Here is a 23,569-nt window from a genome sequence, read left to right as displayed (position 1 = left end):
ATAAAAGGTGGTGAAATCATGCACAGCCAAATGTTAAAAGGTGTGCTCGAAGGTTGCATCCTATACATTATTTCACAAGAAGAAGTGTACGGATATGAACTGAGTACAAAATTAAATAAGCACGGCTTTACATTCGTAAGCGAAGGAAGCATATATCCGTTATTGTTACGTATGCAAAAAGAAAAATTGATTGAAGGAACATTAAAAGCTTCCTCACTCGGTCCAAAGCGAAAATATTATCACGTAACCGATAAAGGGTTAGAACAACTTGAAGAATTTAAACAAAGCTGGGGAATGGTTTCTACTACGGTAAATAACTTATTACAGGGGGAGTGATAGGGATGAATGCACAAGACATGATTGAATTGAATAATAAAAAACGTGAGCTTCTAACTTCCGAAAACGAGGCTGCTTATGGTGATATGTTAGTATATCTTCGAATATCAAACGTACCCGAGCAACAAATGGAGGAACTGTTACTAGAAATATTAGATCACCTCATCGAAGCACAAGCAGAAAATAAAAACGCTTATGACATCTTTGGAGATAATTTACAATCTTATTGCGATGAACTTATATCAGCTTTACCAACTCAAACAAAGTTAGAAAAAACTTCTTTAATTGGATTTTCTATTAGCTTACTTCTTGCTATACAGTTTGGCATAAATGCAATTATTTCATTTTTTATGTTTCTCTTTGAAAAAAACAATACATTATCAAGTCCGCCTTTTAGCATCCTTGGAACTACTTTGTCTGTTTCAATAATTATACTAGGTATACTATTTATTTTATATTTATTAAAGCGTTACTCCTTTGATCAGAAAATGAATTGGAAAAGAAGAATTCTATTTGGATTCGCATTTGCTACTCCATTTTGTTCCGCTGTATTCTTAAATATTTATTTCCAAAAGCAACCTTATCTCATTTACCATCTAAACTTTTGGCAAAGTGCCTTAATTGCTATCTTATTTTTTATTTTATATAAATTACTATACAAAAAATCAAATTTTTAACAGCCCTTCAAAAGGCTGTTTTTCTTCTGTCTAATTTTACAAATTGAAAAATTTCATAAAGAAAATAAGAAAAATGCAAAATAATTAAAGTTAATTGTTGACGTGATGCTTTTATTATCGGTATCATAAATCTTCGTGAGCAATTATTTTTCGTTATACGATTTTTTTATTATTACTGAATTTTTGAGAGGAGAAATTAGATGTCAGTTAAGAAGAAAACGCAAGTACGCACCGGCAAAATGGTACGTGAACTAATGTTAGCAGACGAAGATGTAAATGCTTCGCTAATTATGGTATATAGTGAAAACGGTGTAAACGCAGAAATTAAAATCGAGGGCTTAACGCCGAAATGTAACGAAGAATTATTTTTGAGCGGAAACGTGGATTGGAACAAGAGTGTTATTTATAAAATTGTTGATTTCACTGGAAACGCTGAAGTTGGTAAAGTTACATTAACAGCGATGAACAAAAACAATGTTTCTCTAGAAATTGAACGCGTTATGTGGAGTAAAGAAAATAAAGACGCTGCCGAGCAAGAAGAAACACAGGTAGAAGCAGCGCCGAAAAAAGAAGTAGTTGTAGAAGCTCCAAAAGCAATTCCACCCGCTCCTAAGCCTGTTACGCGTGTGGAAACACCTGCTATGGCACCTAAGCCTACTCCGGTACCGACACCGAAGCCAGTAAGTGTAGAAGCGGCTGTAGAACTAACTACTCCAGCACCTGTGAAAAAAGTAGTCCCTACTCCAGTTACAAAGCAAGAAACAGCACCGGTTGCTCCTGCAAAACCGAAGCAGCCTGCTTTGACTGAAACAAATTCAAAACTACAAGAAAATTATGTTAAACTCGTGAAAAAGACAATTGAAGTTTGTCAAGATTATGAGCTTGGCATCGACATAGATGATTCTATTGAAAGCTTAAAAGAAGAACTACAAAGCCAAGGTATTAGCGTTACATTTGACAAAGAAATTATGGACGTTGTAAGTCGCCTTCGTTCTTTACAAGATAAAGGAATCAAAGTAGAAAAAGTACTTAATTTACTATAAAAAAATAAGAGGTGGCAATTGCCATCTCTTATTTTTTATAATTCCACTCATTACTTTCATACTTCTCTTTCGCTAACGTTTGAACTTCATGTAACTGTTCTTCTGTTAATTCATATGGAACAAGTTCTACATCCAATCCTTTTTCAAACCCAATTTCAAACGCTTTAATTAACTGTTCTATCGTAAATGTACGGTCTGTTAATTCATTAATTGCTACCGCTTTAGAAGAAAACATACTTTTCATACGTTCCTTCACACGTTCATTTGGGAATAAAAATAGATCATATAGTTCATCTAAATCAATTTCTAATGGAATCGATCCATGCTGTAAAATAACACCTTTTTGACGTGTTTGAGCACTACCAGCAATTTTTCTTCCTTCCACTACAATTTCATACCAAGATGGTGCATCAAAACATACGCCTGAACGTGGATTTTTTAAATTTTCACGATCTGCTTCTGTTTTTGGAACTGCATAATATGCTTCTAGCCCTAATGCCTTAAAACCATCTAATAAGCCTTGCGAAATAACACGATACGCTTCTGTAACTGTTTTCGGCATATTCGGATGATCTTCAGACACAATAACACTATACGTTAACTCTTTGTCATGTAGTACACCCCTGCCGCCTGTTTGACGACGAACGAATCCATATTTCTTTTCGTTAACTACATCCATATTAATATCTTTTTCAACACGTTGAAAATATCCAACTGTTAATGTTGGTACTTCCCATTCATAAAAACGAATTGTTGGTGGCATTTTCTTTTCACTTTGCCAATTTAATAAACATTCATCTAACGCCATATTAAATGCCGGTGAACATTGACCAGAGTTAATATAACACCATTTTTCTTTTCCCATCCTGCACCTCATATAACCAAGTATTTTTCACATTCTCTAGTCTACCAAATTCGACAAAATTTGTGAAAGAATACGAAATTTCTTCTTATATGCAAATGAATCTGTTGCATAAATACATATGGGCATTATAATATTGAAAGTAGGATAAGAAAAAAGGGAGCGATAGAATCGTGTCAACAACTTGGATTATTTTATTAGCCGTAATCGTAGCATTCATCGGCTACACTGTATGGATGTACTTCTATCAGAAAAAATTAATTAAAACTCTTACAGAAGAAGAATTTCGCGCTGGCTACCGTAAAGCACAGCTTATCGATATTCGTGAAACAGATGAATATAACGCAGGGCACATTTTAGGTGCACGTAACATTCCGTTATCACAAATTCGCCTTCGCCATAAAGAACTTCGTCAAGATCAACCTGTTTACTTATATTGCCAAAGCGGATTCCGTACAGGTCGTGCAGCGCAATACTTAAAAAAACAAGGCTACAAAGATTTCTACCAATTACAAGGTGGATTTAAATCTTGGACAGGCAAAATTAAAAAGAAATAATAACATACAAAAAACTAGCTGAATAAATCAGCTAGTTTTTTCATTTCATCTTATTCGCAATGTATAATAAATTTTGCTTAATCGTGTCTTTATCGCTCTCTTCTACATTCCGATACAATAGCTGATATTCAATTCCTTTCTCTTTCCATAGAAGCGTAGCAAATTCGTCACCACGTTCATAATCATCTTTATTTTTAAAATAAGCAGACGTTCCATTATTTAGTTTCATTTGTTCTTGAAATCGCTTCTCTTCCACGAAATCCGGAAAACTATAAGGAAAGTTCGCGACATTTAACTCAATATACTCATTTCTACCTTGCTCCTGCTGTTTATATTTAATCGTTAAGACAGCCTTCTTTTTCCCAAGCGTTCTTACTTCACCCTTTACATCACTTATAATGTCGTACGGTAAAAACGTTGGAACTTTAAACTTCACCGGAAAATATTTTGGAATTTCCTTTAGCGGAATAGGATCCGTAACACGATCCATAGCTCCTCCTGTTGTTCCCACAAAGTGTTTTTCTTCTTGCATCGTTTGCTGAAACGAACACGAACTAAGTACAAAACTAGAAAACACGAAACAAATGATTCTTTTTTTCAATTTGTTTCCGCCCTTTCATACCGCTCTCTTAACGAACGAAGCGTTGATCCCGCACTAACGGCCCGATTAGTGCCGGCTAATAATCAGTGGGGGATGGCGCCCACTGATTAAAGTTTCACTTTATATGCTCTTCATATTCGCTTTGTCACCAAACTACACCTTTGAAAACTTTCCACGTTATTCTCACACATTTTGACAACACTTTTTGCAAACAAAAAAGACCCCTATCATTCTTACGCCCAAGTGAAAAGGTTACGCGAATAAAAAGAAGTCTTATTAATACCATAGTTTGTGAAAAGCTTTTCAGGTCAAGATTTTTTCTTTCTTATTATTTTCCCTTTATAATAAGAGAAAGAGGTGATACATATGGCCAATATAAAACAAATTGCTAAAACTGCTGGTGTATCGATATCAACTGTTTCTCGTGTCCTGAATAATCACCCTTACGTAAAAGAAGAAAAGCGTAAGCGTGTTCTAGATGCTGTTGAAGAATTAAACTACGCAAAAAATATAAATGCTGTCCATTTAATAAGAGGGAAAACATATACAATTGGCGTTATGCTCCCTTTCATTAACCTCCCCTACTTCAGTACCATTATTGAAGGAATTGGTAACGAAGCATTATTAGCTGGGTATCACATTAATTTATGCCAAACAAATTACGATAGCCTTGAGGAAATTCGTGTTCTTGAAATGATGAAAATGAAACAATTTGATGGGATGATTATTTGCTCCCGGACGAGCTCTTGGGAACAAATCGAACCTTTCGCAAAATTTGCCCCTATTATTTCATGTGAAAAAATGAACCATCCCCTCATTTCATCCATCTACGTAGATCATTATGAAGGCTTTCGTCTCGGTACTACCTATTTACTAAGTAAAGGCCATGAAAAGATCGGAATTTGTTTAGCGAGAAAAACAAGTGTAAATTCCATGGAGCGTGAAAAGGCGTTCGCCGATACACTTTGTAACGAAGGGAAGACGTTGCATCCTGAATGGATTTTCCACCAATGCTATACAATGCAGGACGGAGCACAAATACTCCATCGTATTTTAAATATGAAAAATCGTCCAACTGCTATTTTCACAGCGAACGATCAAGTTGCAGCTGGTTTATTAACAGAGGCTCGAAAACATGGCATCCGAGTACCTGAAGACCTTGCTATCCTTGGATTTGATAATCATGAAATTTCAAAGGCATTAGAAATTTCCACAATTGAACATCCCGGTCTCGCAATGGGCTCACATGCTTTTTCTTTATTCCATAAGCAGATTCAAAGCGAGCAAATTGTCGGCAGTGCAAAAGAGCTTTCATTCCATTTAATTAAGCGAGAGACTGTCTAAAAAGAGCGTTACCTATAACGCTCTTTTTCAGCTCTTCACCTATTGACATTATATTTTTCATCTCATATAATTAACCTAACGAACGGTAGGTAGGGGATGAAAATGACAGCAAACCGCATTAAAGCTGTAGCACTTTCTCATTTCGCACGCTACGGCTATGAAGGAACTTCATTGGCAAATATTGCTCAAGAAGTTGGGATTAAAAAACCATCGATTTACGCACACTTTAAAGGAAAAGAAGAGCTATATTTCATATGCTTAGAATCTGCTCTTCAAAAAGATTTGCAGAGCTTCACAGGCGATATCGAAAGCTTTTCCAATTCGTCCACTGAAGAATTGCTTTTAAAATTATTAAAAGGGTATGCAAAACGATTTGGTGAAAGTGAAGAATCAATGTTTTGGTTACGAACTTCTTATTTTCCGCCTGATGCATTTCGCGAACAAATTATTGATAAAGCAAATGTACACATTGAAAACGTCGGAAAACTTTTATTCCCTGTATTTAAAAGAGCAAGCGAACAAGATGAGCTGCATAACATTGAAGTAAAAGACGCCTTAGAGGCTTTTCTATGCTTACTCGATGGTCTTATGGTTGAACTATTATACGCAGGTTTAAATCGTTTTGAGACACGTTTAGACGCTTCTTGGAAAGTATTTTGGCGCGGACTTTCAAACTGACGGATTGCTCCTTTGCAATGCGTCGTTTTTAAGCACTTTACCTAACGACTGGTAGGAAGGAGAAATGACATATGGCATGGATTTATGTAATCATCGCTGGTATTATTGAAATCTTTTGGGTGATTGGACTAAAAAAAGCGGAGGCACCACTTGAGTGGGCTGGTGTTGCTCTATTAATTACAATTAGTTTCGTCTTATTATTTAGAGCTTATAAAGATTTACCTGTCGGCACTGTATATGCAGTCTTCACAGGAATCGGAGCTGGCGGAATCGTTCTTACAGAGATTTTCATCTTCGGAGAACCTTTCTCTATTGTAAAAGTTTTATTAATCGGTTTAATCTTCTTCGGAGTAATTGGTCTAAAACGAGTAACAGAAGAAAAAGAAACGAAGGAGGCTGCATAAAATGGCTTGGGTATTTTTAATTCTAGCTGGTATTTGTGAAATTATTGGTGTACTCTTTATGAAAGTAGCCACTGAAAAGAAAGGCTGGGCACCAAAAGTTATTTTAATCGCTAACTTCGGCGTAAGCTTCTTCTTCTTATCTCTTGCGATGAACACGTTACCGATGGGAACTGCTTACGCGATTTGGACTGGAATCGGAACTGCTGGAAGTGCACTTCTAGGCATTCTCATTTTCCGAGAATCAGCGGATTGGCGTCGTCTTGCTTTCTTAAGCTGCATTTTATGCGGCGCTGTTGGCTTAAAACTATTAAGCTAACGTGAGGTGAATGTCATGTGGAAAGAAAAAGGGAATCAACTGTTAGCATGGATTACACTCGGGATTGTCATTCTATTACAAATAAGTTTTCATATAATAGAATCATTGTTTCATAAAGTATTATCCATTCTCACATTCTTTCCTAACATGACACTTGAAATTATATCGATTGTTTGGTCCATTATCGCCTCCATTGCAATCGTCATTATATGAAGTATCGCCAAGCTATGGAATAAGTTATTTAAAAAGGACAGTACTTCTAAAAAAGAGTAACTGTCCTTTTTTGTATTCATTCAGATTTTCTATAAAAGTTAGATGCAATAAGACAAAACAGACCAACTATGACAATACTTATACCAATCCCTTTATGCAAATTAGGAAACGGTGATGGTATGTCTGAATAAAAATTTGCTAATATGAGACCGATTGAAACGAAAAGTACCCCTATTCTATATAACCATTTTCTTTTGTTCATCATTCTCCCCTCCTAAAATTCTTCATACACTCCTTTCTTTTGGACATACTACCTAAAAAAGGAGTGAATAATATGCAAAATTCTATACATAAGCAGATCCTATTTTTATTTTTCTTCTTTCTCATTCTCGTTATCATTTTCAGCTTTATATTACATACTCCAAAAGATGTGCCAAATAGCGTTTCTTTTTATAAACTACTGCTCTCGTATTGTCGTTATTGAAGAACGTGCCTTTTGAAATTTCCCCAAGAAAAAAAGACCAACATTTCCCTGTTGGTCTTTCGTATATGTATCACTTTTCAAAGCGATCTAACATCTCGTCTCTCATTCCGAAACTTACTACTGCAATTCCTATATACATAAACAGAAGAAATGCCGGATGAACTGTGTTGTACCAGCTGCTGTCAACGATTAAGTAAATCGTTAATGCCACAACAAGAACAAACGCTAAGATAAACATATAAAAGTGTCTTGTACTACCCATGATAAACTCCTCTCTTCTCACTTCACCATTCAACAGTTTATTTTATCGAATAATTCGATATGACTCAAGGTTAACTTTCTGTTATGTAATCAAGTTCCACCTTTACAATGTCCTCACATGCTATTGAAATGATTGTTCCTTGTTTATCAATTGCCGTCACTTCTCTATTATCCATTACACGATTTGCTACTCTTTCTAACACTTTCCCTTGGTCTCGATAGCAAAATTCTTTTACATCTTTAATTGTTTCTCCATTTTCTAAATGGTATACCATTCTATAACATCGATATCCCACACTTTCACCCCCGTCTTGCTCGTTTTTTCACATATACATAAAATGAGTAATTTTTGCCTCATCACATCTTCTTAATTTCAATAAAATTCTAACAAAAATAAATACTTTTATCAAACCGACTTTTTCAACAAAACTACCTATAAAACTACACCTTTACACCATTAGGAAACAAAAAATATAATTTTTTAACATTTTCTTCACTATTTCTGCACAAATTCTCCATACAAAAAAAGAACCCGCCGCAGCGAGTTCTTTTTTTGTTATTCTAATCAAACTTGTACAGGAGCTGGCTTTGCATAACGTAAAACTGGTTTACGTGCAGCCATCGTTTCGTCTAAACGTTTAATGACTGTCGTATGCGGTGCTTCTTGTACAACTTCTGGATTTTCTTCTACTTCTTTAGCGATTTGAATCATCTTATCAATGAAACCATCTAATGTTTCTTTTGATTCTGTTTCTGTCGGCTCAATCATAATACATTCTTCCACATTTAATGGGAAGTAAATTGTTGGTGGATGGTAACCGAAATCAAGCAGACGTTTTGCAATATCTAATGTACGTACGCCAAGTTTCTTTTGACGACGACCTGATAATACAAATTCATGCTTACAATGTCTATCGAATGGAAGATCGTAGAATGGTGCTAATCTTCTCATCATATAGTTCGCATTTAATACAGCATACTCAGTTACTGCACGCAAGCCATCTGGACCCATAGAGCGAATATACGTGTATGCACGAACGTTAATTCCGAAGTTACCATAGAATGGCTTCACACGACCAATTGCTTCTGGACGGTCGTAGTTGAAGTGATAACCATTTTCCGTTTTTTCTAAAATCGGTTTTGGTAAGTACGGAATTAAATCAGCTTTCACACCTACTGGACCAGAACCTGGGCCACCACCGCCGTGAGGACCTGTAAATGTTTTATGAAGGTTTAAATGCACAACGTCAAATCCCATATCTCCTGGGCGCGCTTGGCTTAATACCGCATTTAAGTTTGCACCATCATAGTATAATTTACCGCCTGCATTATGGACAATTTCTGCCATTTCTAAAATATTTTCTTCAAATAGACCTAATGTATTAGGATTTGTTAACATAAGTGCTGCTGTTTCTTCATTGACAACACGTTTTAAGTCTTCTAAATCAACAAGGCCATTTTCATTTGATTTTACTGTAATTGTTTCAAAACCAGCTACAGTTGCAGATGCTGGATTCGTTCCGTGAGCAGAGTCAGGCACAATTACTTTCGTACGGTTAAAATCACCATTTGCTTCATGGTATGCACGAATTAACATTAAACCTGTCCATTCTCCGTGTGCACCAGCTGCTGGTTGTAAAGTAACAGTATCCATACCTGTAATTTCGATTAAATGCTCTTGTAAGTCGTACATTAATTCCATTGCACCTTGTACTGTCTTTTCATCTTGCAGTGGATGAATATTTGCAAATCCTGCGAAACGAGCTACACTCTCATTAATTTTCGGATTATATTTCATCGTACAAGATCCAAGTGGATAGAATCCAGAATCAACACCGTGGTTACGGTTTGAAAGTGCTGTATAGTGGCGCATAATATCAAGTTCAGATACTTCTGGTAGCTCTGCATCTTCTACTCGAATATAATCGCTCTCAAACACATCTTCTAGTTTCACTTCTTCTACATCTAATTTGGGTAAGCTATATCCTACGCGTCCTTCTTTAGTCACTTCAAAGATAAGTGCTTGGTCTTGGTTCTTCATTGGATAGCCCCCATTTCGTTTACAAGTGTGTCAATTTCCTCTTTCGTACGAAGCTCAGTTACCGCTACAAGCATATGGTTTTCATGCTCTTTATAATCACGGCCTAGATCGTAACCGCCGATAATATTCTTTTGTAATAATGCATCGTTTACTTCTTTCACTGGACGTTTGCAATCTACAACAAACTCATTGAAGAATGGTCCAGCAAATGTTACAGTAAAGCCTTTCGCTTCAAATTGACGTTTTGCATATTGTGCTTTAGAAATGTTTTGACGTGCCATTTCTTTCACACCTTGTTTGCCAAGTGCCGTCATTGCAACAGAAGCTGCTAATGCATTTAACGCTTGGTTTGAACAAATGTTAGATGTCGCTTTATCACGGCGAATATGCTGTTCACGTGCTTGTAACGTTAATACAAATCCACGTTTACCATCTGAATCTACAGTTTGTCCAACAAGACGTCCTGGAATTTTACGCATAAATGCTTTCGTTGTTGCAAAGTAACCACAATGCGGTCCACCAAACTGCGTTGGGATACCAAATGGTTGTGCATCACCGATTACAATATCAGCACCAAATTTCCCTGGTGGTGTTAATGCGCCTAATGATAATGGATTTGAAGAAACGATAAATAATGATTTTTGTTGATGAACGATTTTTTCAATATCAGCTAATTTTTCAACTTGTCCAAAGAAGTTTGGATATTGAACGATTACACAAGCAACTGTATCATCTACTTCACTTTGTAATACGTCTAAATCTGTTACACCATCTTTATGATTAATTTCAACAACTTCAAGATTTTGACCTTTTGCATACGTTTCAAGTACTGCTCTTGATTCTGGATGAACCGCGCTAGATACAAGAATTTTCTTTTTGCGAGTATGGCCAGCTGCTAACATTGCCGCTTCAGCTAAAGCTGTACCCCCGTCATACATAGAAGAGTTTGCTACATCCATTCCTGTTAATTCACAAATCATTGTTTGGAATTCAAAGATTGCTTGTAATTCCCCTTGTGAAATTTCCGGTTGGTATGGTGTGTAAGCTGTATAAAATTCTGAGCGAGAAATAACATGATCTACAATTACTGGAGCATAATGATCGTATACGCCTGCTCCTAAGAAAGAAGCGTATTCTTTTAAGTTAGCATTTTTACTAGCCATTTGAGATAGCTCTTTTAAAAGCTCTGGCTCTGATTTTGCTTCTTTAATTTTTAAATCCCCTTTAAAACGAACACTCTCTGGAATATCAGAGAATAATTCATCGATCGTTTGAACGCCGATCGTTTGTAACATTTCTTTTTTGTCTTCTTCTGTCATTGGAAGATAACGATGCAACATGAAATCTACCCCTCTCCCCGTTACTTTGAACGTTTGTAAAATGGTGTTGGAACAACTACTGCTTTGACGCGTTTATTACGAATTTCAATTTCTACTTCTGTATCAACTGCTGCGTATTTTACATCAATTAGTGCTAAACCAATGCTTTTCTTTAACGTTGGAGATTGTGTACCACTCGTTACTTCCCCAATTTTTTCTTCACCAATAAATACAGGGTAATGCGTACGAGGAATTCCACGTTCGATTACTTCGATGCCGACTAATTTACGAGGCGCACCGTTTTCTTTTTGCTCTTTTAACGTTGCTTTTCCAAAGAAGTCTGCTTCTTTATTTGTTTTTACCGCAAAGCCAATTCCAGCCTCAATCGGTGTAATATCTTTTGATAATTCTTGTCCATAAAGTGGTAATGTTGCTTCGAATCGAAGTGTATCACGAGCACCTAAACCACATGCTTTTAAGCCCTCTTCTGCTCCAACTTCAAGAAGTTTCTCCCAAAGTTTTGCAGCATCTTCACTCTTACAGTAAATTTCGAATCCATCTTCACCTGTGTAACCTGTACGAGATACAAGTGCTGGAATTCCATCTACAAGAATATTGTTTTTAAATTTAAAGAACTTAATTTCTTTCAAATCTTCTGACACAACTTTTTGTAAAATGCCTTCTGCTTTTGGTCCTTGAATTGCAAGCTGTGCAACTTCACTAGAAACATTGACTACTGTCGCATCGCCAATTACATGACTTGCTAACCATTCGTAATCTTTCTCTATATTTGATGCATTGATTACTAATAAATAGTCTTCTTCACCACGTTTGTAGATTAATAAATCATCTACTGTACCACCATTTTCGTAGCACATAGCTGTATATTGTGCGCCCCCTACCTTTAAGGTAGATACGTCATTTGTAACAACACGTTGTAAAAATGCTAAACTATCTACACCTTTTACTTCAACTTCTCCCATATGAGACACGTCGAACAAACCTGCAGCTGTACGTACAGCTTCGTGTTCTTCTTTAATGCTTGAAAATTGAACTGGTAATTCCCAACCACCGAAGTCGATTGTTTTCCCACCATACTTCGCGTATACATCAAATAACGGTGTACGTTGTAATGTAATCATGCTCTCTCCCCCTTATGCTTTGACAAATCAATAAAAGTTGCTTCCTTTTTCTAAACATTTTCATTCTGAAAAGATAGGATATACGGAATCTCATTATATTTTTTTATGAAAGCGTAAATAAAAAATCACTTTCTTGGATAAAATACGAAAGATTCCACACATTTCACACCATTATCCTAACATCATTCGCTATATTTCATCAATATTCTAGCATAAAAAATAATTTAGAATTTTTTATGTTAAAACACAATAAATACAGCTTTTGAGATTTAATACTTTATTATTGTCTATCATATAGCCTTTAATAACGATAATTATGCCTTCTTTTGAGGCAAATCATCATACATTAAAAAATAATTACTTTAGTTTATAAAAGGTGGGAGAGTCGTAATGAATGTCGATATTTCCGTAGATCGGACGTGGCAAAACAATTTTTTAAATAGAATTGATGAAGATGGTCCTTGGACAAACTGGGATTTATATCACTTAGCTTATGAAACAGAAAAATCGTTACTTGTTCCTACTTTTGATGGACTACAAGCACCGAAACATTTATCCCATTTCACGCCGCTTCCGCATCAATTAGAAGTCGCTCAAAATGTGATTGAACAAATGAATGGTAAAGCGATTCTAGCAGATGAAGTAGGTCTTGGAAAAACAATCGAAGCTGGACTTATTTTGAAAGAATACATGGTCCGCGGGCTTGTGAAAAAGGTACTTATACTTGTCCCAGCCTCTCTCGTATCACAATGGGCATACGAGCTGAATACAAAGTTTTTCATTCCCGCTGTAGCACAAAAGAAAAGCTACTCGTGGGAACAAGCTGACGTAATCGTATCATCAATTGATACTGCGAAACGTTCACCACATCGCGATATCGTGTTGAACTTAGAATATGACCTTATTATTATCGATGAAGCACATAAACTGAAAAATAATAAAACAAAAAACTATGAATTTGCACAACGATTAAAAAAGAAGTTTTGTTTATTACTAACCGCTACTCCTGTTCAAAATAAGATTGATGAAATTTTTAACCTTGTTTCTTTATTAAAGCCAGGACATTTAGGCAATCAATCCAACTTTGAAGAATATTACGCTTCCAAAAATCGCTCAGCCGAATCAGATGAAGACTTAAAAGCTCTCATTAACAAAGTAATGGTGCGAAATAGACGACATAATACCGGTATCGATTGGCCGAAGAGACATGTACGTACAATTTTTGTTGAGTTTAATGAACAAGAACAAGCTCTATATAATGATATCGAAAATTGGCGAGGACAAGACGCCTTCACATCTGCTTTCTCATCGTTAACTTTAAAACGGGAAGCGTGTAGTAGTCGTGAGGCTGTTTACTATTCATTGAAAAAGCATGTAGAAAAAAGACAGAAAGAAAATGAACATTATATAAAAGATCCACATATCGATGTGCTAATGGACAAAATTAATCATATTCCTTTCAACTCGAAAGCAACTAAAGCTCTAGAGCTTATAAAAGAAATTGACGATAAAGTCGTCATTTTCACGGAATACCGAGCATCACAGATGTACTTACAATGGTTTTTACAACAACACGGTATTTCTTCTGTCCCATTCCGCGGCGGATTTAAACGCGGGAAGAAAGATTGGATGAAGGAACTTTTCCAAAATCGTGCCCAAGTGTTAATTGCAACGGAAGCTGGCGGAGAAGGCATTAACTTACAGTTTTGTAGCCATATGATCAATTATGATTTGCCATGGAATCCAATGCGTCTTGAGCAAAGAATCGGACGTATTCACCGTCTCGGTCAAAAGAATGATGTTCATATTTATAACTTAGCTACAAAGCATACTGTTGAAGAACATATTTTGAAACTGTTATATGAAAAAATCAACTTATTCGAGCGTGTTATCGGTGAACTCGATGAAATTTTAACGAGAATTAATATGAAAAACATCGACGCGCACATTCAAGAAATTTTCGCGCAATCAAAAAGCGAAGGTGAAATTAGAATTAAGATGGAAAACTTAACATCTATTATCGACTTTGCGAAACGAAATGAAGCTGAGGTGCAAGGCTATGCAGCAACATGAAATTCATAATTACTTATACAATTTCTTTGAGGCGAATAACTGTGAAATTTTAGAACGTTCTCCTCATTTATTAGATGTACAGTTAACAATTGAGATGGATAAATTATTAATGAATCGCCCTTTTTATTGGCACTATCTTGAGAAAACAGGAGGCGTACCGAATCCGATGCGCCTTACTCTTATTACAAATCCAGAAAATGAAGAAAATGAAGAAAATGATGGTGAGCTTATTCACTACGGTTCACCACGTCTACATCAAATTTTCCAAACGACAAAAGAATTAGGCTCTTACATACGTTTATATGAGGATGTAAGACATAATGGGGCAACACATACACCGCTCCACCCTTGGCTCGGTATTAATATAAAAGTTTCCTATCAATGTGATCGAAAAAAAGACATCCTTCACTCGATTGGCATTCATCTCATTTCTGGAACAATGATGGCAAACTTTCATGAAACATTAACAAACATTAAACTTACACCAAAAATACCTGATTTTTGTTTTACGCTCTCGCCCATCATTAAACCTCAAAGTGGTTTACAACGCATAGAAGACGCTTTAAAAAATATAATTGCAGAAGATGACCATACGTGGGCAAAAGAAGCAAGAGTGCGTTGGAATCATGATCTAGACCTTTTAAACCGTTTTTATGAAGAAAGTGACGAACTTCCTGAGAGCTATGAAATTGAAAAACAAGCTCTGCAAGAACAGTATGAACCACGTATTACAGTGCAAATTATTAACGGTGGCCTTTTTTATGTTACCGCGAATCATTTTCTATCTTGAAGAAGCTCCTTCTGCTTTAGAAGGAGCCTCTTTTGAGCTATTTTCTACCCTACTCGCTATCGCCACTACGCTCTTGCTGTTTTTTCTGTGCCATACGTTTCTGCTGTGCACGATCCTTTGCGCTCACATGATTTGCATCAGTTGGAAGATTTTCTTTCGAACGTCCAATTCCATTGCTCATCTTTCCCACTCCTTTTTTCGTTTTTCAAAATACATGTTTATTTTCAGCTAGAGTTTCAATCCTTATACAAAAAAATAAGAGCAGCCATTGGCTACTCTTACTCGCTCACATATTTTTGAAACATATCATGGATGCCTTTATTTACTAGGTTCGAGATCTGCTCGTCAGATTTATTCGGATAACGATCACGCAATCTGATAGATGCCTTCACCATTAAATTTTCTAATACAGAACGGCCACCTTCTCCATAAATAATTTCAGCATATTTAACAAGCCTTCCATCCTCTACTGTTGCTGGATTATGATTGAAGAAAAATTTACTCATTGTCTCCACCTCTCTCTTTTGATAACGTTTACATTTATATAGATTATTTATGTTATTTATTTCACAATATTGTATGCATGTATATTTAATTAGTTTCATTATAAAGCAACATATCGATAGTAAATATGTGATTTTCCGTCCATTTTGTGAACAAACTAAAAATGAAAGCGTTTCCTTTATTATATACTAAAAAAACTTACTACGCTAGGGGCAATTTTTTTCAATCTACTAATCCCTCAAAAATTGATATATTTTTTCTTTTCCCATTAAACCTTATACAATTTTCAGAAATTATATTATAAAATATATGTATGACTTAAGGAGGCTTTGTATGAATCAAAATAAAAAAGCTATATTAGATCTTGTCTTTTATCTCGTAATCCCATTCCTCATTTGGAAATTTGCAAAACCTTATATCGATCCTTATTACGCGATGTTACTTTCCTCTGTTCCGGGGATTATTTATACACTGTATACCTTTAAAAAAGAAAAACAGTTTAACGTGACAGGATTCTTTATTTTAATTACACTCATTTCTAATACAACGGTAGATCTATTATCTGGGTCAGCTGAACGAATGTTATGGAACGATGCGTATTATCACATCGTACTCGGTATTATCGTCATATGTACAATTTTTATAAAAAAACCACTTATGTTATATTTCGCAGCAGATATTGCAGCGCTGCAAGGCCATGACCGCGATAAAAGTCGTGAGCTTTATCGTGATAGTCGTATATATCCAGCACTGCAATATTTAACGTTATTTTTCGGGCTACAATTTATATTAAAAAGCTTTTTAAAAATTTATTTCATCTCTGTTTTTGGTGTAGATGGCTACGGTGAAATGAGAGCGATTATGACCGCTGTCGGCTGGGGCATTTCTATTTGTATCGGAATAGGGTTCGTATGGGTGAACAATAAAATACATGCCGTTACGGAAGAACAAGAATCCGTACAGTAAACAAAGATCCCCTAGTGTATTACGACACTAGGGGATCTTTGTTTTGCTAGACATATGACTAAAATTTAACTTGATTTTTTTCTTTTACTTTTTACATTTCGATAAAACAAAGCAGCACTCAGCGGCATAACACCAAACCACTTATTCATAAATGGCTCTTTTTCAGCACGGCGTTGTTCTTTCTTTTGTTTTCGATCTTCTTTTGGAGCATCCATATACGACACAAACTGCTGCGTCACAAAGCGAACATAATCATTAGTAGACATATTATCATCACCTCTACTTGATTAGTATGTCCACTTTTTTATACATTAATCTTTTCCTTTAATTCATTCATAATTTGCTTTACAGACTTATTTGTCGTATCGATATGAATATGAGCCTCTTCATAATAAGCTCGGCGTGATTCAAATTTCTTTACGAATGCAGCTATATCTTTCTTTTGAAATAGTGGACGTGTCGTATCTTCACGAAGCCTTTCTGCAATTACATTTGGATCACAATATAAATACACGACAGTTCCGTTCTCTTTCATCCACTTGCGATTTTCCGCTCGTTCAATAATTCCCCCACCAGTTGTAATAATGACATTATGGACTGGTAGCGAACGTAACATTTCGCTTTCATATTCCCGAAAAGTCATTTCGCCTTCTTCGGCAAAAATATCACGAATTGCCTTCTTTTGCTTCTCTTCGATTTTTTGATCAGTATCTACAACATCCATTTGAAGTTCTTGACTTAATGCTTTTCCAATTGTTGTTTTCCCTGCTCCCATATAGCCGGTTATGTATATAGATTTCATTTTCTGTCCTCTCAATCGTCATTTATTAATTGTTATTATAACGAAAGATGCTACTTTGTTTAATAAAAAAACGTTTTGTTCTTATACTATGAAGAACAAAACGTAACACTCGCTTTTACTTATAAGTACCTCTTCTCACCCACTGCGTTGCAATCCATTTCTCGCCTTTCGTTACAGGTGCCCCTCCATGTAACGTAAGCTCATTTAGTGATTGATCTTGATAAAAATACTCAAAGTATACTGCCATTCCCTTTCTAGGATGTACAGAAAGATTTAATTTCGGGAAGTACGTTTCCCCGCCTTCTTCTACATCATTTAAGTACATTACAAGCGTACTAATACGATTGTTAGCAGCTGATCTACTATGTTCCGCAAAATAATCATAGTGTGCTTTATATTGTTGATCCACTTCATAATTTAAAATGTGCAATCCTTCACCATGCGACGCAGGAACATTCATGATAGATGAAATTCGTTTTTCAATCTTTGAAGTAAGTTCATTGTCTTCCAAAAATGCACCGCTACTTGTTCGAATATCATTTACATCACGTGATGAACCAACTTTAGAACGCTTCATTTTATTTTTAGACATTTCAATCAATTTATCACACTCTTCATCACTTAGTACATTTGCTAATACGACAATAAGAGGTTCTTCGAATTTTGAAATAATGTGTATTTCTCTATCTTCTGTCATAATCGTATTTCCTTTATGATCAAAAATAGTTTGTTCCTTATTTTCACCTATTTGATTGTTATTTGTCATTTCCCTATTCTCCCTAAAAATAATGATTGGATAGCATGAATATATCATATTCTTTCTACCTTTCTCTTTTTTGAGAAAATTTAAACTTTTAATCATTATATTTATCCATTTCTTCTAAAAAGTCAATTCAATTTATAATAGAAACCCCTGGTTTATCTCCATATATTTCACATATTATCCTTCTATCCAATCGACTATTTTTCCATCCTTTTTTCTATACCGAAAGCTCACCGTATAGAAAGCTTCCTGTTTGAGTTTGCACTGCAACGCAACGAAAATTGAATCATTTTCAAAAACATAATTCCCACTCGCTTCTCCCTTTTCATACTGAAAGAAAAATGCACCTTCTTTTTCTTTTTGCTGTAAGTCTTTTTTTATATCTGTAATAGATCGGTTAAGTAGTTCATCCAGTAAAAACTTTTGTTCTATTTCCATATAAAAATTTTTACCTGTAAGCAGCATATTGGTTTCGTATATAAAAAAAGAAGTTAATAAAATAAGAAAGATGATCGTTCCAGGCATTGTAAACCCATTTTGCCCTCTCATACATTCATTTCCATTTCACTATATCGCATAACTACCCCTTCATATATTTTCCCACTAGTATCTTTCACATTTATAATGAGTACATGAGGTGTTAGTTTGTAAGAAACCGTTCCAATATTTTGTAAAACAACTTCTCTCCCACGCCTATTTACCTTTCTTATAAGACGACTATTCTCTTTTTCATATGATACTTCACTCCCATTACGCGATCGGAATCTTAAAATACTTTCTCCATTTTCAAATGCTAGCTGTTCTCCAGATGATACTTCACGAAACTCCAATTGCGTTTGACCTAAAAACACATCCCACTCCCAATCATTTAATCCTTTTGACTGTTTATTTTCCATTTCAATGAAATGTAGGCGGGGAAAGAGCAAAAAAAATATTGATAATAGAAACAGACATACAATCATTTCTATTAATGAAAAACCAAATTCTAATTTACTTTTTCTCCTACATAAAAGCATTGTTCCACCATTCTTTCTTTCACATCTCTCCACATGGTACAAACTTCATTGCCTCCCCAATATGTGTAATACACAATTCCATTCATATTCTTTTCTATTATTCGCTTTTCTTCATTTCCATACATATATATAGCTGCTTCTTTTTTTAATAACCCAGATGCCTTATAACGAATTTGTATATTTTTTCTTTCTTGCATAACTAATACTGTTTGCGGTAGTAGTAACGATACAGCCATCATTAAAACACTTAACGACACAATCATTTCAGCCATTATGGACCCTTTTTGACATTTCACGATACGTAAATCTCCCTCTTCCAAGCTGAAATACAATTTCATATTTATAATTTCGATACGAAATTATAATCGTACCACCTCTATTAATATTTCCACTTGGATTATATGTCATCGGGTTTGGAAACGTATGCAAATCAATTTGTATATCTTCTTCATACTCCCGCTTGACGATATAATACTTTGTACCTAACTCTTTTATAGCATACAAATTTCTATCTTTATACCAACGTAATGTATAGTGCTTTTGACGGTTTATCGCTAATTGCTGCATATACAAAACATCATTTGAAAACTGTCTCAAAAATTGTTCAACTTTTTGTCGCTCGTATAAGGAATGAACACTAAAATACGTAACTATACTCAATACAGAAATAGCAAATAAAACGAGTAACATCTCTAAAAAAGTAAACCCCTGTTGTTTCACAATGTCCTAATTGATACTGTGCCATCATCTGAAATATGAATAGATTCGCCATTCGGACACTTATCAATTGTAATATACTTTTCATCTATCAGTTCTTTTAACGATGGAATTTTATTATGTTGTAATTGATATACTTGTATTTGCGCTTCTATAGATTTCACGTAAGCTGCACACCCTTTTCCTTGGATCGATGAGCGCTGTGTAACTACATTCGGAATAATTAATAGTAATAATATAGTTATGACAACCATTACTAATAGCATCTCTAACAGAGTAAATCCTTCCTCATTCTGCATACAAATGCCTCCTAAATAGAATTCATCATTTGAAACATCGGCATAATCATCGCTAAATACATAAGGACAACGATTCCTCCAATACATGTAAATAAAATAGGCTGAATGATAACTACCATATGTTTAATTTTCCGTTCCATCTTTTCCATAATAAGATCGCTATAGTCACCTAATTCAATCGCTAAATTACCGTTTGCTTGTCCATGCGTAATAACATAAGAAAGTTCTTTCTCGTAATACCCACTTTTAGCAATGATAGATTGTAACTGTTCTCCTCCAATTAATTGTCTTTCAATTCGGCTCGCTTCATATTGAAAGAACGGATGATATCTTTGCTCCATCATTATTGTTAAAGCTTCGCATACTGATAGTCCACCATTTAATAAACCACTCAACTGAGTAGCAAAATAATGTGAATGCTTTAAAATAAGAAATGTTTTGATGAAGGGAATACGATGCATGATTTTTACCTGTCTAATATGTGGAAGTTTCCTAAAATACAACATATATAAACTACATCCAATAATAACAGTTACAATAGCGGTTAAAATAATGTAAGGTAGCATTTTTATTGCACTTAAAATTTGTTCTGTAAGTAGTGGTGTATTAGAACCGAACGAACTATAAACCATTTCAACCTGCGGTAATAAGATGAGGTTGAAAATAAAAAGCATGATTAGTAGAAAAAACACCAAAAACATAGGATACTGCATTATTTTCATCATGTCTCTCCTATACTTATCTTTCTTATAAAGAAGTGCACTTCCTTGTTGCAAAGCGAAAGAAATATCACCATGTTGCTCGGCATAAAATAAATAACTTAACATGTCCTGATGAAACCTTAACTGATGAAAAGAATCGTGTAGACTTTTCCCATCTTTTAATCCCTCAACCATGCTTTGCAATTGTACTTTCTTTTCTACAGGTAATTGAAACTGTAAAAATTCTAATGCTTGTAAAAGAGAGTAGCCTTTTTCTAATAATTCTCCTAAACGTTTCAACAATACTACTTGATTACTTAAACTCCAAGTTTTCTTAAACATAAACATCATCTTCTAAAAACCCTAAAGCATATCCTTTTCGTATTGACGATTCTAAAGTCTCATGTTTGTAAGTAACACATTCTCCATTCGCTTCTTTAAGCGCTTGTTTTAACTCATACCCATATAGCAGCTCATAAATGCTTGCTTGCCTTACTTGCCTCATTGATTTACATAAAGTTGAGCACTTCCCTCTGCAAAACGGACATTTCAATTCGACAAGTCGCTGTGCAGCTACAGCCAATAAAGACTGTTCAATCTCTTGCCTCGTTATACCATAATCCATGAAACGAATGATTGCTCCTTTCGCATCATTCGTATGCAGCGTTGTCATTACTAAATGTCCTGTCAAACTTGCTCTTATAGCTATTTTTGCTGTTTCTTCATCACGGATTTCACCGACTAAAATAATATCTGGATCATGACGTAAAATAGCCTTTAATCCTGTTTCATATGTAAGACCCGCTTTTTCATTTATTTGAATTTGTAATACATCGTCACTTCTTTTTTCAACCGGATCTTCAAGTGTAATGATACGACGTGTTTTCTTTTTTCTAATTACCTCTAATAATGCATACATTGTCGTTGTCTTCCCAGAACCAGTCGGTCCAGTAAACACGAGTAGCCCCTGTGAATAGCGTAAAAACGAGAGTAGTTTTGCTGCCGTACTTGGAAATAACGAAAGATGTGATAAGGGCTGAACAGATGCTTGTAAATGAAGGCGAATAACGAGACTTTCTTGATATACTGTTGGAAGTGTTGAAAGGCGTAAATACACTTCTTGTCCATCAATTCGCAAATACAACGAACCATTCTGTGGCTTCCGTTTCTCTCCTATATCCATAGATGCTAAAAATTTAAAATGTGAGACAAGTTTTTCTCCAAACTCCTTTTCAATACATTGTCTCGTCATTAAATCTTTTCCTATACGTAGTTGCACCGCTACATCCTTCTGCCGGGGCACAATATGTAAATCTGACGCTTGTACCCTACACGCTTCTTTTAAAATTGTATTCGCAAAAATTTCAATCCCATTCATCACTTTTCCCTCCTCACTATGTATATAGCATGAAAACATGCACAATAAAAATTTGGATTTTTGTATTTTCAATAGAGGAAAAAGGAAAAATATGTTTGTGAAATTATGAACAATTTCCGAATTATTGTCTGAAATTACCTATACTCATGTTTATCTGTATTATAATGTTATTATCTTGGATAAAGTGATAAAGGTGGAGATCCTCATGGAACAAGCTTTAAAAATTACAGGTGTTTTAGCTGACCCAACTCGTTATTACATTTATAAATATATTTCGCAAAAACATAGTTACGTAACTGTACAAGAAATTGCAGATGAATTCGATATTCATCCAAACGTAGCACGTTTACATTTATCTAAATTAGAAGATGTTCATATGCTTAAATCGGAAACAAAGAAAACTGGAAAAGGTGGAAGACCAAGCAGATTATATGTCTTATCTGAAGATGTTATTCAATTGCAATTTCCATTCCGTGATTATCAATTGTTAGCAAGAATAGCATTTAATTCTTTACTTAGCCTTGGCGCTGCTGGTGAGAAAGCGCTATACGAAACAGGAAAACAATTCGGGGCCGAATTAATGCAACAACATATGCAACGTTTAAATGTGAGTGAAGGTGCTTTAACAGTAGAACAAAAAGTTCAAATTGCAAAAGAAGCTTTCTCAACAGCCGGCTTATCACCTGCATTTGAATTAAGTGCAGATGGAACAAAAATTTTCTATGATGTACACAATTGTCCATTTAAAGAAGTGGCTGTTCATCATCCAACTGAAATTTGTAACATGCACGGAGATATGATGAAAGGAATTTTTGAAATCCTATTCCCTAACATGGAATTAACTCGAAATGATAGTCTATTAGATGGATGTAAATCTTGTAATTATAAACTAACAATTTAATTTCTCATATAAAAAGAAGCCAATAATAATTGGCTTCTTTTTATATGAATGAATATTTACAATAGTAAGAAAAATAAACTATAATGAAAAGAGGTTTTACTTTTTCTAGAAAAGGAGGGAAATAGCATGGATCGCATGTTTCGCGTTCTCGGCTTTTGGACTGGAATTTTCTCGGTTATGTTTTACGTAGGAGATATGCAACAGGCTGCACTACTATTTTTAGGACAAACAGGTTTCTTCGTACTTTTAAGCTATTTAAAATTAACAGAGCGTATGTATATATACGTATTCGGGGCATATTTAACTGTTTTCTTCATAGGATTTACATACTACACGACATTTTTACTTGTCCCTGGGGCTGGACATTAAAAGATGGCATTT

35 protein-coding genes are annotated in these 23,569 nt (G+C 35.1%); 15 read left to right on the top strand and 20 right to left on the bottom strand.

Annotation, left to right across the window (positions count from 1 at the left end):
- Positions 1 to 18 precede the first annotated feature (18 nt).
- The 3 genes from N2V92_RS13820 (at position 19) to N2V92_RS13810 (ending at position 2,056) form a co-directional block, all read left to right on the top strand.
- Positions 19 to 336 (top strand): PadR family transcriptional regulator, encoded by a 318-nt coding sequence (locus tag N2V92_RS13820; RefSeq protein WP_000556083.1) that lies wholly within the window; start codon positions 19 to 21, stop codon positions 334 to 336.
- A gap of 5 nt (positions 337 to 341) precedes the next feature.
- On the top strand, positions 342 to 1,013 hold the full coding sequence (locus N2V92_RS13815; protein WP_000993585.1) for a DUF1129 family protein: 672 nt from the start codon (positions 342 to 344) through the stop codon (positions 1,011 to 1,013).
- Positions 1,014 to 1,213: 200 nt separating this feature from the next.
- On the top strand, positions 1,214 to 2,056 hold the full coding sequence (locus tag N2V92_RS13810) for a hypothetical protein (RefSeq protein ID WP_000111891.1): 843 nt from the start codon (positions 1,214 to 1,216) through the stop codon (positions 2,054 to 2,056).
- A 28-nt stretch (positions 2,057 to 2,084) separates the two neighbouring features.
- Here the strand turns inward: N2V92_RS13810 and N2V92_RS13805 are convergent, their stop codons facing one another.
- On the bottom strand, positions 2,085 to 2,921 hold the full coding sequence (locus N2V92_RS13805; protein WP_000514076.1) for a lipoate--protein ligase family protein: 837 nt from the start codon (positions 2,919 to 2,921) through the stop codon (positions 2,085 to 2,087).
- Positions 2,922 to 3,091: 170 nt separating this feature from the next.
- Between N2V92_RS13805 and N2V92_RS13800 the strand changes: the two genes are divergently transcribed.
- Positions 3,092 to 3,475, top strand: a complete 384-nt coding sequence (locus N2V92_RS13800; protein ID WP_000108654.1) for a rhodanese-like domain-containing protein — start codon at positions 3,092 to 3,094, stop codon at positions 3,473 to 3,475.
- 40 nt (positions 3,476 to 3,515) lie between these two features.
- Here N2V92_RS13800 and N2V92_RS13795 read toward each other — a convergent pair whose 3' ends face one another.
- Positions 3,516 to 4,052, bottom strand: a complete 537-nt coding sequence (locus tag N2V92_RS13795; RefSeq protein ID WP_033668925.1) for a hypothetical protein — start codon at positions 4,050 to 4,052, stop codon at positions 3,516 to 3,518.
- A gap of 390 nt (positions 4,053 to 4,442) precedes the next feature.
- Here N2V92_RS13795 and N2V92_RS13790 point away from each other — a divergent pair, with 390 nt between their 5' ends.
- The 5 genes from N2V92_RS13790 (at position 4,443) to N2V92_RS13770 (ending at position 7,031) form a co-directional block, all read left to right on the top strand.
- Positions 4,443 to 5,420 carry a LacI family DNA-binding transcriptional regulator gene (locus N2V92_RS13790; protein ID WP_001273990.1) on the top strand — a complete coding sequence of 326 codons (978 nt, stop codon included), beginning with the start codon at positions 4,443 to 4,445 and terminating at the stop codon, positions 5,418 to 5,420.
- Between the two features lie 96 nt (positions 5,421 to 5,516).
- On the top strand, positions 5,517 to 6,098 hold the full coding sequence (locus N2V92_RS13785) for a TetR/AcrR family transcriptional regulator (RefSeq protein WP_002082177.1): 582 nt from the start codon (positions 5,517 to 5,519) through the stop codon (positions 6,096 to 6,098).
- A 71-nt stretch (positions 6,099 to 6,169) separates the two neighbouring features.
- Entirely contained in the window at positions 6,170 to 6,502 is a 333-nt protein-coding gene (locus tag N2V92_RS13780; protein ID WP_000312340.1) for a DMT family transporter, read from the top strand.
- Position 6,503: 1 nt separating this feature from the next.
- Positions 6,504 to 6,818, top strand: coding sequence for a DMT family transporter (locus N2V92_RS13775; protein ID WP_000312623.1), 315 nt, complete (start codon positions 6,504 to 6,506; stop codon positions 6,816 to 6,818).
- 15 nt (positions 6,819 to 6,833) lie between these two features.
- Positions 6,834 to 7,031, top strand: a complete 198-nt coding sequence (locus tag N2V92_RS13770; RefSeq protein WP_000265400.1) for a DUF3975 family protein — start codon at positions 6,834 to 6,836, stop codon at positions 7,029 to 7,031.
- A gap of 76 nt (positions 7,032 to 7,107) precedes the next feature.
- On the opposite strand, the gene N2V92_RS13765 is transcribed toward N2V92_RS13770, so the two are convergent.
- The 6 genes from N2V92_RS13765 to gcvT form a co-directional block, all read right to left on the bottom strand.
- A complete protein-coding gene (locus N2V92_RS13765) occupies positions 7,108 to 7,296 on the bottom strand; it encodes a hypothetical protein (RefSeq protein WP_002082175.1) in 189 nt (62 codons plus the stop codon).
- A gap of 289 nt (positions 7,297 to 7,585) precedes the next feature.
- The gene (locus N2V92_RS13760; RefSeq protein WP_000535933.1) at positions 7,586 to 7,777 is read right to left on the bottom strand and encodes a hypothetical protein; all 192 of its coding nucleotides are present in this window, start codon (positions 7,775 to 7,777) and stop codon (positions 7,586 to 7,588) included.
- A gap of 70 nt (positions 7,778 to 7,847) precedes the next feature.
- Entirely contained in the window at positions 7,848 to 8,051 is a 204-nt protein-coding gene (locus tag N2V92_RS13755) for a DUF3929 family protein (RefSeq protein ID WP_000262496.1), read from the bottom strand.
- A gap of 290 nt (positions 8,052 to 8,341) precedes the next feature.
- On the bottom strand, positions 8,342 to 9,817 hold the full coding sequence (gene gcvPB, locus N2V92_RS13750; RefSeq protein ID WP_000795712.1) for an aminomethyl-transferring glycine dehydrogenase subunit 2: 1,476 nt from the start codon (positions 9,815 to 9,817) through the stop codon (positions 8,342 to 8,344).
- A complete protein-coding gene (gene gcvPA, locus N2V92_RS13745; protein WP_000903240.1) occupies positions 9,814 to 11,157 on the bottom strand; it encodes an aminomethyl-transferring glycine dehydrogenase subunit 1 in 1,344 nt (447 codons plus the stop codon). Before gcvPA ends, gcvPB begins: the two co-directional genes overlap by 4 nt.
- A gap of 20 nt (positions 11,158 to 11,177) precedes the next feature.
- Positions 11,178 to 12,278, bottom strand: coding sequence for a glycine cleavage system aminomethyltransferase GcvT (gene gcvT / locus N2V92_RS13740; protein ID WP_000631776.1), 1,101 nt, complete (start codon positions 12,276 to 12,278; stop codon positions 11,178 to 11,180).
- Between the two features lie 390 nt (positions 12,279 to 12,668).
- On the opposite strand from gcvT, the gene N2V92_RS13735 reads away from it, so the two are divergent.
- Both N2V92_RS13735 and N2V92_RS13730 read left to right on the top strand, forming a co-directional pair.
- The gene (locus N2V92_RS13735; protein ID WP_001100040.1) at positions 12,669 to 14,351 is read left to right on the top strand and encodes a DEAD/DEAH box helicase; all 1,683 of its coding nucleotides are present in this window, start codon (positions 12,669 to 12,671) and stop codon (positions 14,349 to 14,351) included.
- Positions 14,338 to 15,141 carry a YqhG family protein gene (locus tag N2V92_RS13730; protein ID WP_001183974.1) on the top strand — a complete coding sequence of 268 codons (804 nt, stop codon included), beginning with the start codon at positions 14,338 to 14,340 and terminating at the stop codon, positions 15,139 to 15,141. The genes N2V92_RS13735 and N2V92_RS13730 overlap by 14 nt, the downstream gene beginning before the upstream one ends.
- 49 nt (positions 15,142 to 15,190) lie before the next feature.
- On the opposite strand, the gene N2V92_RS13725 is transcribed toward N2V92_RS13730, so the two are convergent.
- Positions 15,191 to 15,322, bottom strand: a complete 132-nt coding sequence (locus N2V92_RS13725) for a hypothetical protein (RefSeq protein ID WP_000064665.1) — start codon at positions 15,320 to 15,322, stop codon at positions 15,191 to 15,193.
- Positions 15,323 to 15,419: 97 nt separating this feature from the next.
- Positions 15,420 to 15,647, bottom strand: a complete 228-nt coding sequence (locus N2V92_RS13720; RefSeq protein WP_000032702.1) for a hypothetical protein — start codon at positions 15,645 to 15,647, stop codon at positions 15,420 to 15,422.
- Positions 15,648 to 15,720: 73 nt separating this feature from the next.
- Here N2V92_RS13720 and N2V92_RS13715 point away from each other — a divergent pair, with 73 nt between their 5' ends.
- Together N2V92_RS13715 and N2V92_RS13710 are read left to right on the top strand one after the other, a co-directional pair.
- Positions 15,721 to 15,837, top strand: coding sequence for a hypothetical protein (locus N2V92_RS13715; protein WP_003279814.1), 117 nt, complete (start codon positions 15,721 to 15,723; stop codon positions 15,835 to 15,837).
- Positions 15,838 to 15,978: 141 nt separating this feature from the next.
- A complete protein-coding gene (locus N2V92_RS13710) occupies positions 15,979 to 16,611 on the top strand; it encodes a VC0807 family protein (RefSeq protein ID WP_001073111.1) in 633 nt (210 codons plus the stop codon).
- A gap of 65 nt (positions 16,612 to 16,676) precedes the next feature.
- Here the strand turns inward: N2V92_RS13710 and N2V92_RS13705 are convergent, their stop codons facing one another.
- The 10 genes from N2V92_RS13705 to comGA form a co-directional block, all read right to left on the bottom strand.
- Entirely contained in the window at positions 16,677 to 16,877 is a 201-nt protein-coding gene (locus N2V92_RS13705; protein WP_000106083.1) for a YqzE family protein, read from the bottom strand.
- A 38-nt stretch (positions 16,878 to 16,915) separates the two neighbouring features.
- A complete protein-coding gene (locus N2V92_RS13700; protein WP_000836665.1) occupies positions 16,916 to 17,413 on the bottom strand; it encodes a shikimate kinase in 498 nt (165 codons plus the stop codon).
- A 115-nt stretch (positions 17,414 to 17,528) separates the two neighbouring features.
- A complete protein-coding gene (locus N2V92_RS13695) occupies positions 17,529 to 18,179 on the bottom strand; it encodes a 2OG-Fe(II) oxygenase (protein WP_000183866.1) in 651 nt (216 codons plus the stop codon).
- 174 nt (positions 18,180 to 18,353) lie between these two features.
- Positions 18,354 to 18,725, bottom strand: a complete 372-nt coding sequence (gene comGG, locus N2V92_RS13690) for a competence type IV pilus minor pilin ComGG (protein WP_042595685.1) — start codon at positions 18,723 to 18,725, stop codon at positions 18,354 to 18,356.
- Positions 18,722 to 19,192, bottom strand: coding sequence for a competence type IV pilus minor pilin ComGF (comGF, locus tag N2V92_RS13685; protein WP_000923110.1), 471 nt, complete (start codon positions 19,190 to 19,192; stop codon positions 18,722 to 18,724). Before comGF ends, comGG begins: the two co-directional genes overlap by 4 nt.
- A complete protein-coding gene (locus N2V92_RS13680) occupies positions 19,162 to 19,464 on the bottom strand; it encodes a hypothetical protein (protein WP_000829465.1) in 303 nt (100 codons plus the stop codon). Before N2V92_RS13680 ends, comGF begins: the two co-directional genes overlap by 31 nt.
- A complete protein-coding gene (gene comGD / locus N2V92_RS13675) occupies positions 19,457 to 19,912 on the bottom strand; it encodes a competence type IV pilus minor pilin ComGD (RefSeq protein ID WP_002082168.1) in 456 nt (151 codons plus the stop codon). The genes N2V92_RS13680 and comGD overlap by 8 nt, the downstream gene beginning before the upstream one ends.
- Complete coding sequence (gene comGC, locus N2V92_RS13670) at positions 19,909 to 20,208, bottom strand: competence type IV pilus major pilin ComGC (protein WP_001178680.1); 300 nt, start codon at positions 20,206 to 20,208, stop codon at positions 19,909 to 19,911. Before comGC ends, comGD begins: the two co-directional genes overlap by 4 nt.
- A gap of 11 nt (positions 20,209 to 20,219) precedes the next feature.
- Positions 20,220 to 21,257: a competence type IV pilus assembly protein ComGB gene (comGB, locus tag N2V92_RS13665; protein WP_025989085.1), complete on the bottom strand. Its 1,038-nt coding sequence runs from the start codon at positions 21,255 to 21,257 to the stop codon at positions 20,220 to 20,222.
- Positions 21,244 to 22,287 (bottom strand): competence type IV pilus ATPase ComGA, encoded by a 1,044-nt coding sequence (gene comGA / locus N2V92_RS13660; protein WP_001013183.1) that lies wholly within the window; start codon positions 22,285 to 22,287, stop codon positions 21,244 to 21,246. The genes comGB and comGA overlap by 14 nt, the downstream gene beginning before the upstream one ends.
- 205 nt (positions 22,288 to 22,492) lie before the next feature.
- Between comGA and N2V92_RS13655 the strand changes: the two genes are divergently transcribed.
- On the top strand, positions 22,493 to 23,188 hold the full coding sequence (locus N2V92_RS13655; RefSeq protein ID WP_000434110.1) for a helix-turn-helix transcriptional regulator: 696 nt from the start codon (positions 22,493 to 22,495) through the stop codon (positions 23,186 to 23,188).
- A 126-nt stretch (positions 23,189 to 23,314) separates the two neighbouring features.
- Positions 23,315 to 23,557: a DUF2626 domain-containing protein gene (locus tag N2V92_RS13650; RefSeq protein WP_000375619.1), complete on the top strand. Its 243-nt coding sequence runs from the start codon at positions 23,315 to 23,317 to the stop codon at positions 23,555 to 23,557.
- Positions 23,558 to 23,569: the final 12 nt, after the last annotated feature.

The organism is Bacillus sp. CH_48, from assembly GCF_038008465.1.
Lineage (GTDB): Bacteria > Bacillota > Bacilli > Bacillales > Bacillaceae_G > Bacillus_A > Bacillus_A thuringiensis_S.
This window is presented reverse-complemented; position numbering and strand designations above follow the sequence as displayed.

Excerpts from the sequence above, each read along its gene's own strand:
- N2V92_RS13655 (WP_000434110.1), top strand. The coding sequence starts at position 22,493 with ATGGAACAAGCTTTAAAAATTACAGGTGTTTTAGCTGACCCAACTCGT.
- N2V92_RS13780 (WP_000312340.1), top strand. The coding sequence starts at position 6,170 with ATGGCATGGATTTATGTAATCATCGCTGGTATTATTGAAATCTTTTGG.
- comGC (WP_001178680.1), bottom strand. The coding sequence starts at position 20,208 with ATGCAGAATGAGGAAGGATTTACTCTGTTAGAGATGCTATTAGTAATG.
- comGF (WP_000923110.1), bottom strand. The coding sequence starts at position 19,192 with ATGCTTTTATGTAGGAGAAAAAGTAAATTAGAATTTGGTTTTTCATTA.
- N2V92_RS13700 (WP_000836665.1), bottom strand. The coding sequence starts at position 17,413 with ATGAAATCTATATACATAACCGGCTATATGGGAGCAGGGAAAACAACA.
- gcvPB (WP_000795712.1), bottom strand. The coding sequence starts at position 9,817 with ATGAAGAACCAAGACCAAGCACTTATCTTTGAAGTGACTAAAGAAGGA.
- N2V92_RS13695 (WP_000183866.1), bottom strand. The coding sequence starts at position 18,179 with ATGACAAATAACAATCAAATAGGTGAAAATAAGGAACAAACTATTTTT.
- comGG (WP_042595685.1), bottom strand. The coding sequence starts at position 18,725 with ATGAGAGGGCAAAATGGGTTTACAATGCCTGGAACGATCATCTTTCTT.
- N2V92_RS13725 (WP_000064665.1), bottom strand. The coding sequence starts at position 15,322 with ATGAGCAATGGAATTGGACGTTCGAAAGAAAATCTTCCAACTGATGCA.
- gcvT (WP_000631776.1), bottom strand. The coding sequence starts at position 12,278 with ATGATTACATTACAACGTACACCGTTATTTGATGTATACGCGAAGTAT.
- N2V92_RS13705 (WP_000106083.1), bottom strand. The coding sequence starts at position 16,877 with ATGTCTACTAATGATTATGTTCGCTTTGTGACGCAGCAGTTTGTGTCG.
- N2V92_RS13760 (WP_000535933.1), bottom strand. The coding sequence starts at position 7,777 with ATGGGTAGTACAAGACACTTTTATATGTTTATCTTAGCGTTTGTTCTT.
- N2V92_RS13710 (WP_001073111.1), top strand. The coding sequence starts at position 15,979 with ATGAATCAAAATAAAAAAGCTATATTAGATCTTGTCTTTTATCTCGTA.
- N2V92_RS13715 (WP_003279814.1), top strand. The coding sequence starts at position 15,721 with ATGCATGTATATTTAATTAGTTTCATTATAAAGCAACATATCGATAGT.
- N2V92_RS13820 (WP_000556083.1), top strand. The coding sequence starts at position 19 with ATGCACAGCCAAATGTTAAAAGGTGTGCTCGAAGGTTGCATCCTATAC.
- N2V92_RS13755 (WP_000262496.1), bottom strand. The coding sequence starts at position 8,051 with ATGGTATACCATTTAGAAAATGGAGAAACAATTAAAGATGTAAAAGAA.
- comGA (WP_001013183.1), bottom strand. The coding sequence starts at position 22,287 with ATGAATGGGATTGAAATTTTTGCGAATACAATTTTAAAAGAAGCGTGT.
- N2V92_RS13765 (WP_002082175.1), bottom strand. The coding sequence starts at position 7,296 with ATGATGAACAAAAGAAAATGGTTATATAGAATAGGGGTACTTTTCGTT.
- N2V92_RS13770 (WP_000265400.1), top strand. The coding sequence starts at position 6,834 with ATGTGGAAAGAAAAAGGGAATCAACTGTTAGCATGGATTACACTCGGG.
- comGB (WP_025989085.1), bottom strand. The coding sequence starts at position 21,257 with ATGTTTATGTTTAAGAAAACTTGGAGTTTAAGTAATCAAGTAGTATTG.
- N2V92_RS13815 (WP_000993585.1), top strand. The coding sequence starts at position 342 with ATGAATGCACAAGACATGATTGAATTGAATAATAAAAAACGTGAGCTT.
- N2V92_RS13810 (WP_000111891.1), top strand. The coding sequence starts at position 1,214 with ATGTCAGTTAAGAAGAAAACGCAAGTACGCACCGGCAAAATGGTACGT.
- N2V92_RS13775 (WP_000312623.1), top strand. The coding sequence starts at position 6,504 with ATGGCTTGGGTATTTTTAATTCTAGCTGGTATTTGTGAAATTATTGGT.
- gcvPA (WP_000903240.1), bottom strand. The coding sequence starts at position 11,157 with ATGTTGCATCGTTATCTTCCAATGACAGAAGAAGACAAAAAAGAAATG.
- N2V92_RS13730 (WP_001183974.1), top strand. The coding sequence starts at position 14,338 with ATGCAGCAACATGAAATTCATAATTACTTATACAATTTCTTTGAGGCG.
- N2V92_RS13650 (WP_000375619.1), top strand. The coding sequence starts at position 23,315 with ATGGATCGCATGTTTCGCGTTCTCGGCTTTTGGACTGGAATTTTCTCG.
- N2V92_RS13720 (WP_000032702.1), bottom strand. The coding sequence starts at position 15,647 with ATGAGTAAATTTTTCTTCAATCATAATCCAGCAACAGTAGAGGATGGA.
- N2V92_RS13735 (WP_001100040.1), top strand. The coding sequence starts at position 12,669 with ATGAATGTCGATATTTCCGTAGATCGGACGTGGCAAAACAATTTTTTA.
- N2V92_RS13680 (WP_000829465.1), bottom strand. The coding sequence starts at position 19,464 with ATGGCTGAAATGATTGTGTCGTTAAGTGTTTTAATGATGGCTGTATCG.
- N2V92_RS13790 (WP_001273990.1), top strand. The coding sequence starts at position 4,443 with ATGGCCAATATAAAACAAATTGCTAAAACTGCTGGTGTATCGATATCA.
- N2V92_RS13785 (WP_002082177.1), top strand. The coding sequence starts at position 5,517 with ATGAAAATGACAGCAAACCGCATTAAAGCTGTAGCACTTTCTCATTTC.
- N2V92_RS13805 (WP_000514076.1), bottom strand. The coding sequence starts at position 2,921 with ATGGGAAAAGAAAAATGGTGTTATATTAACTCTGGTCAATGTTCACCG.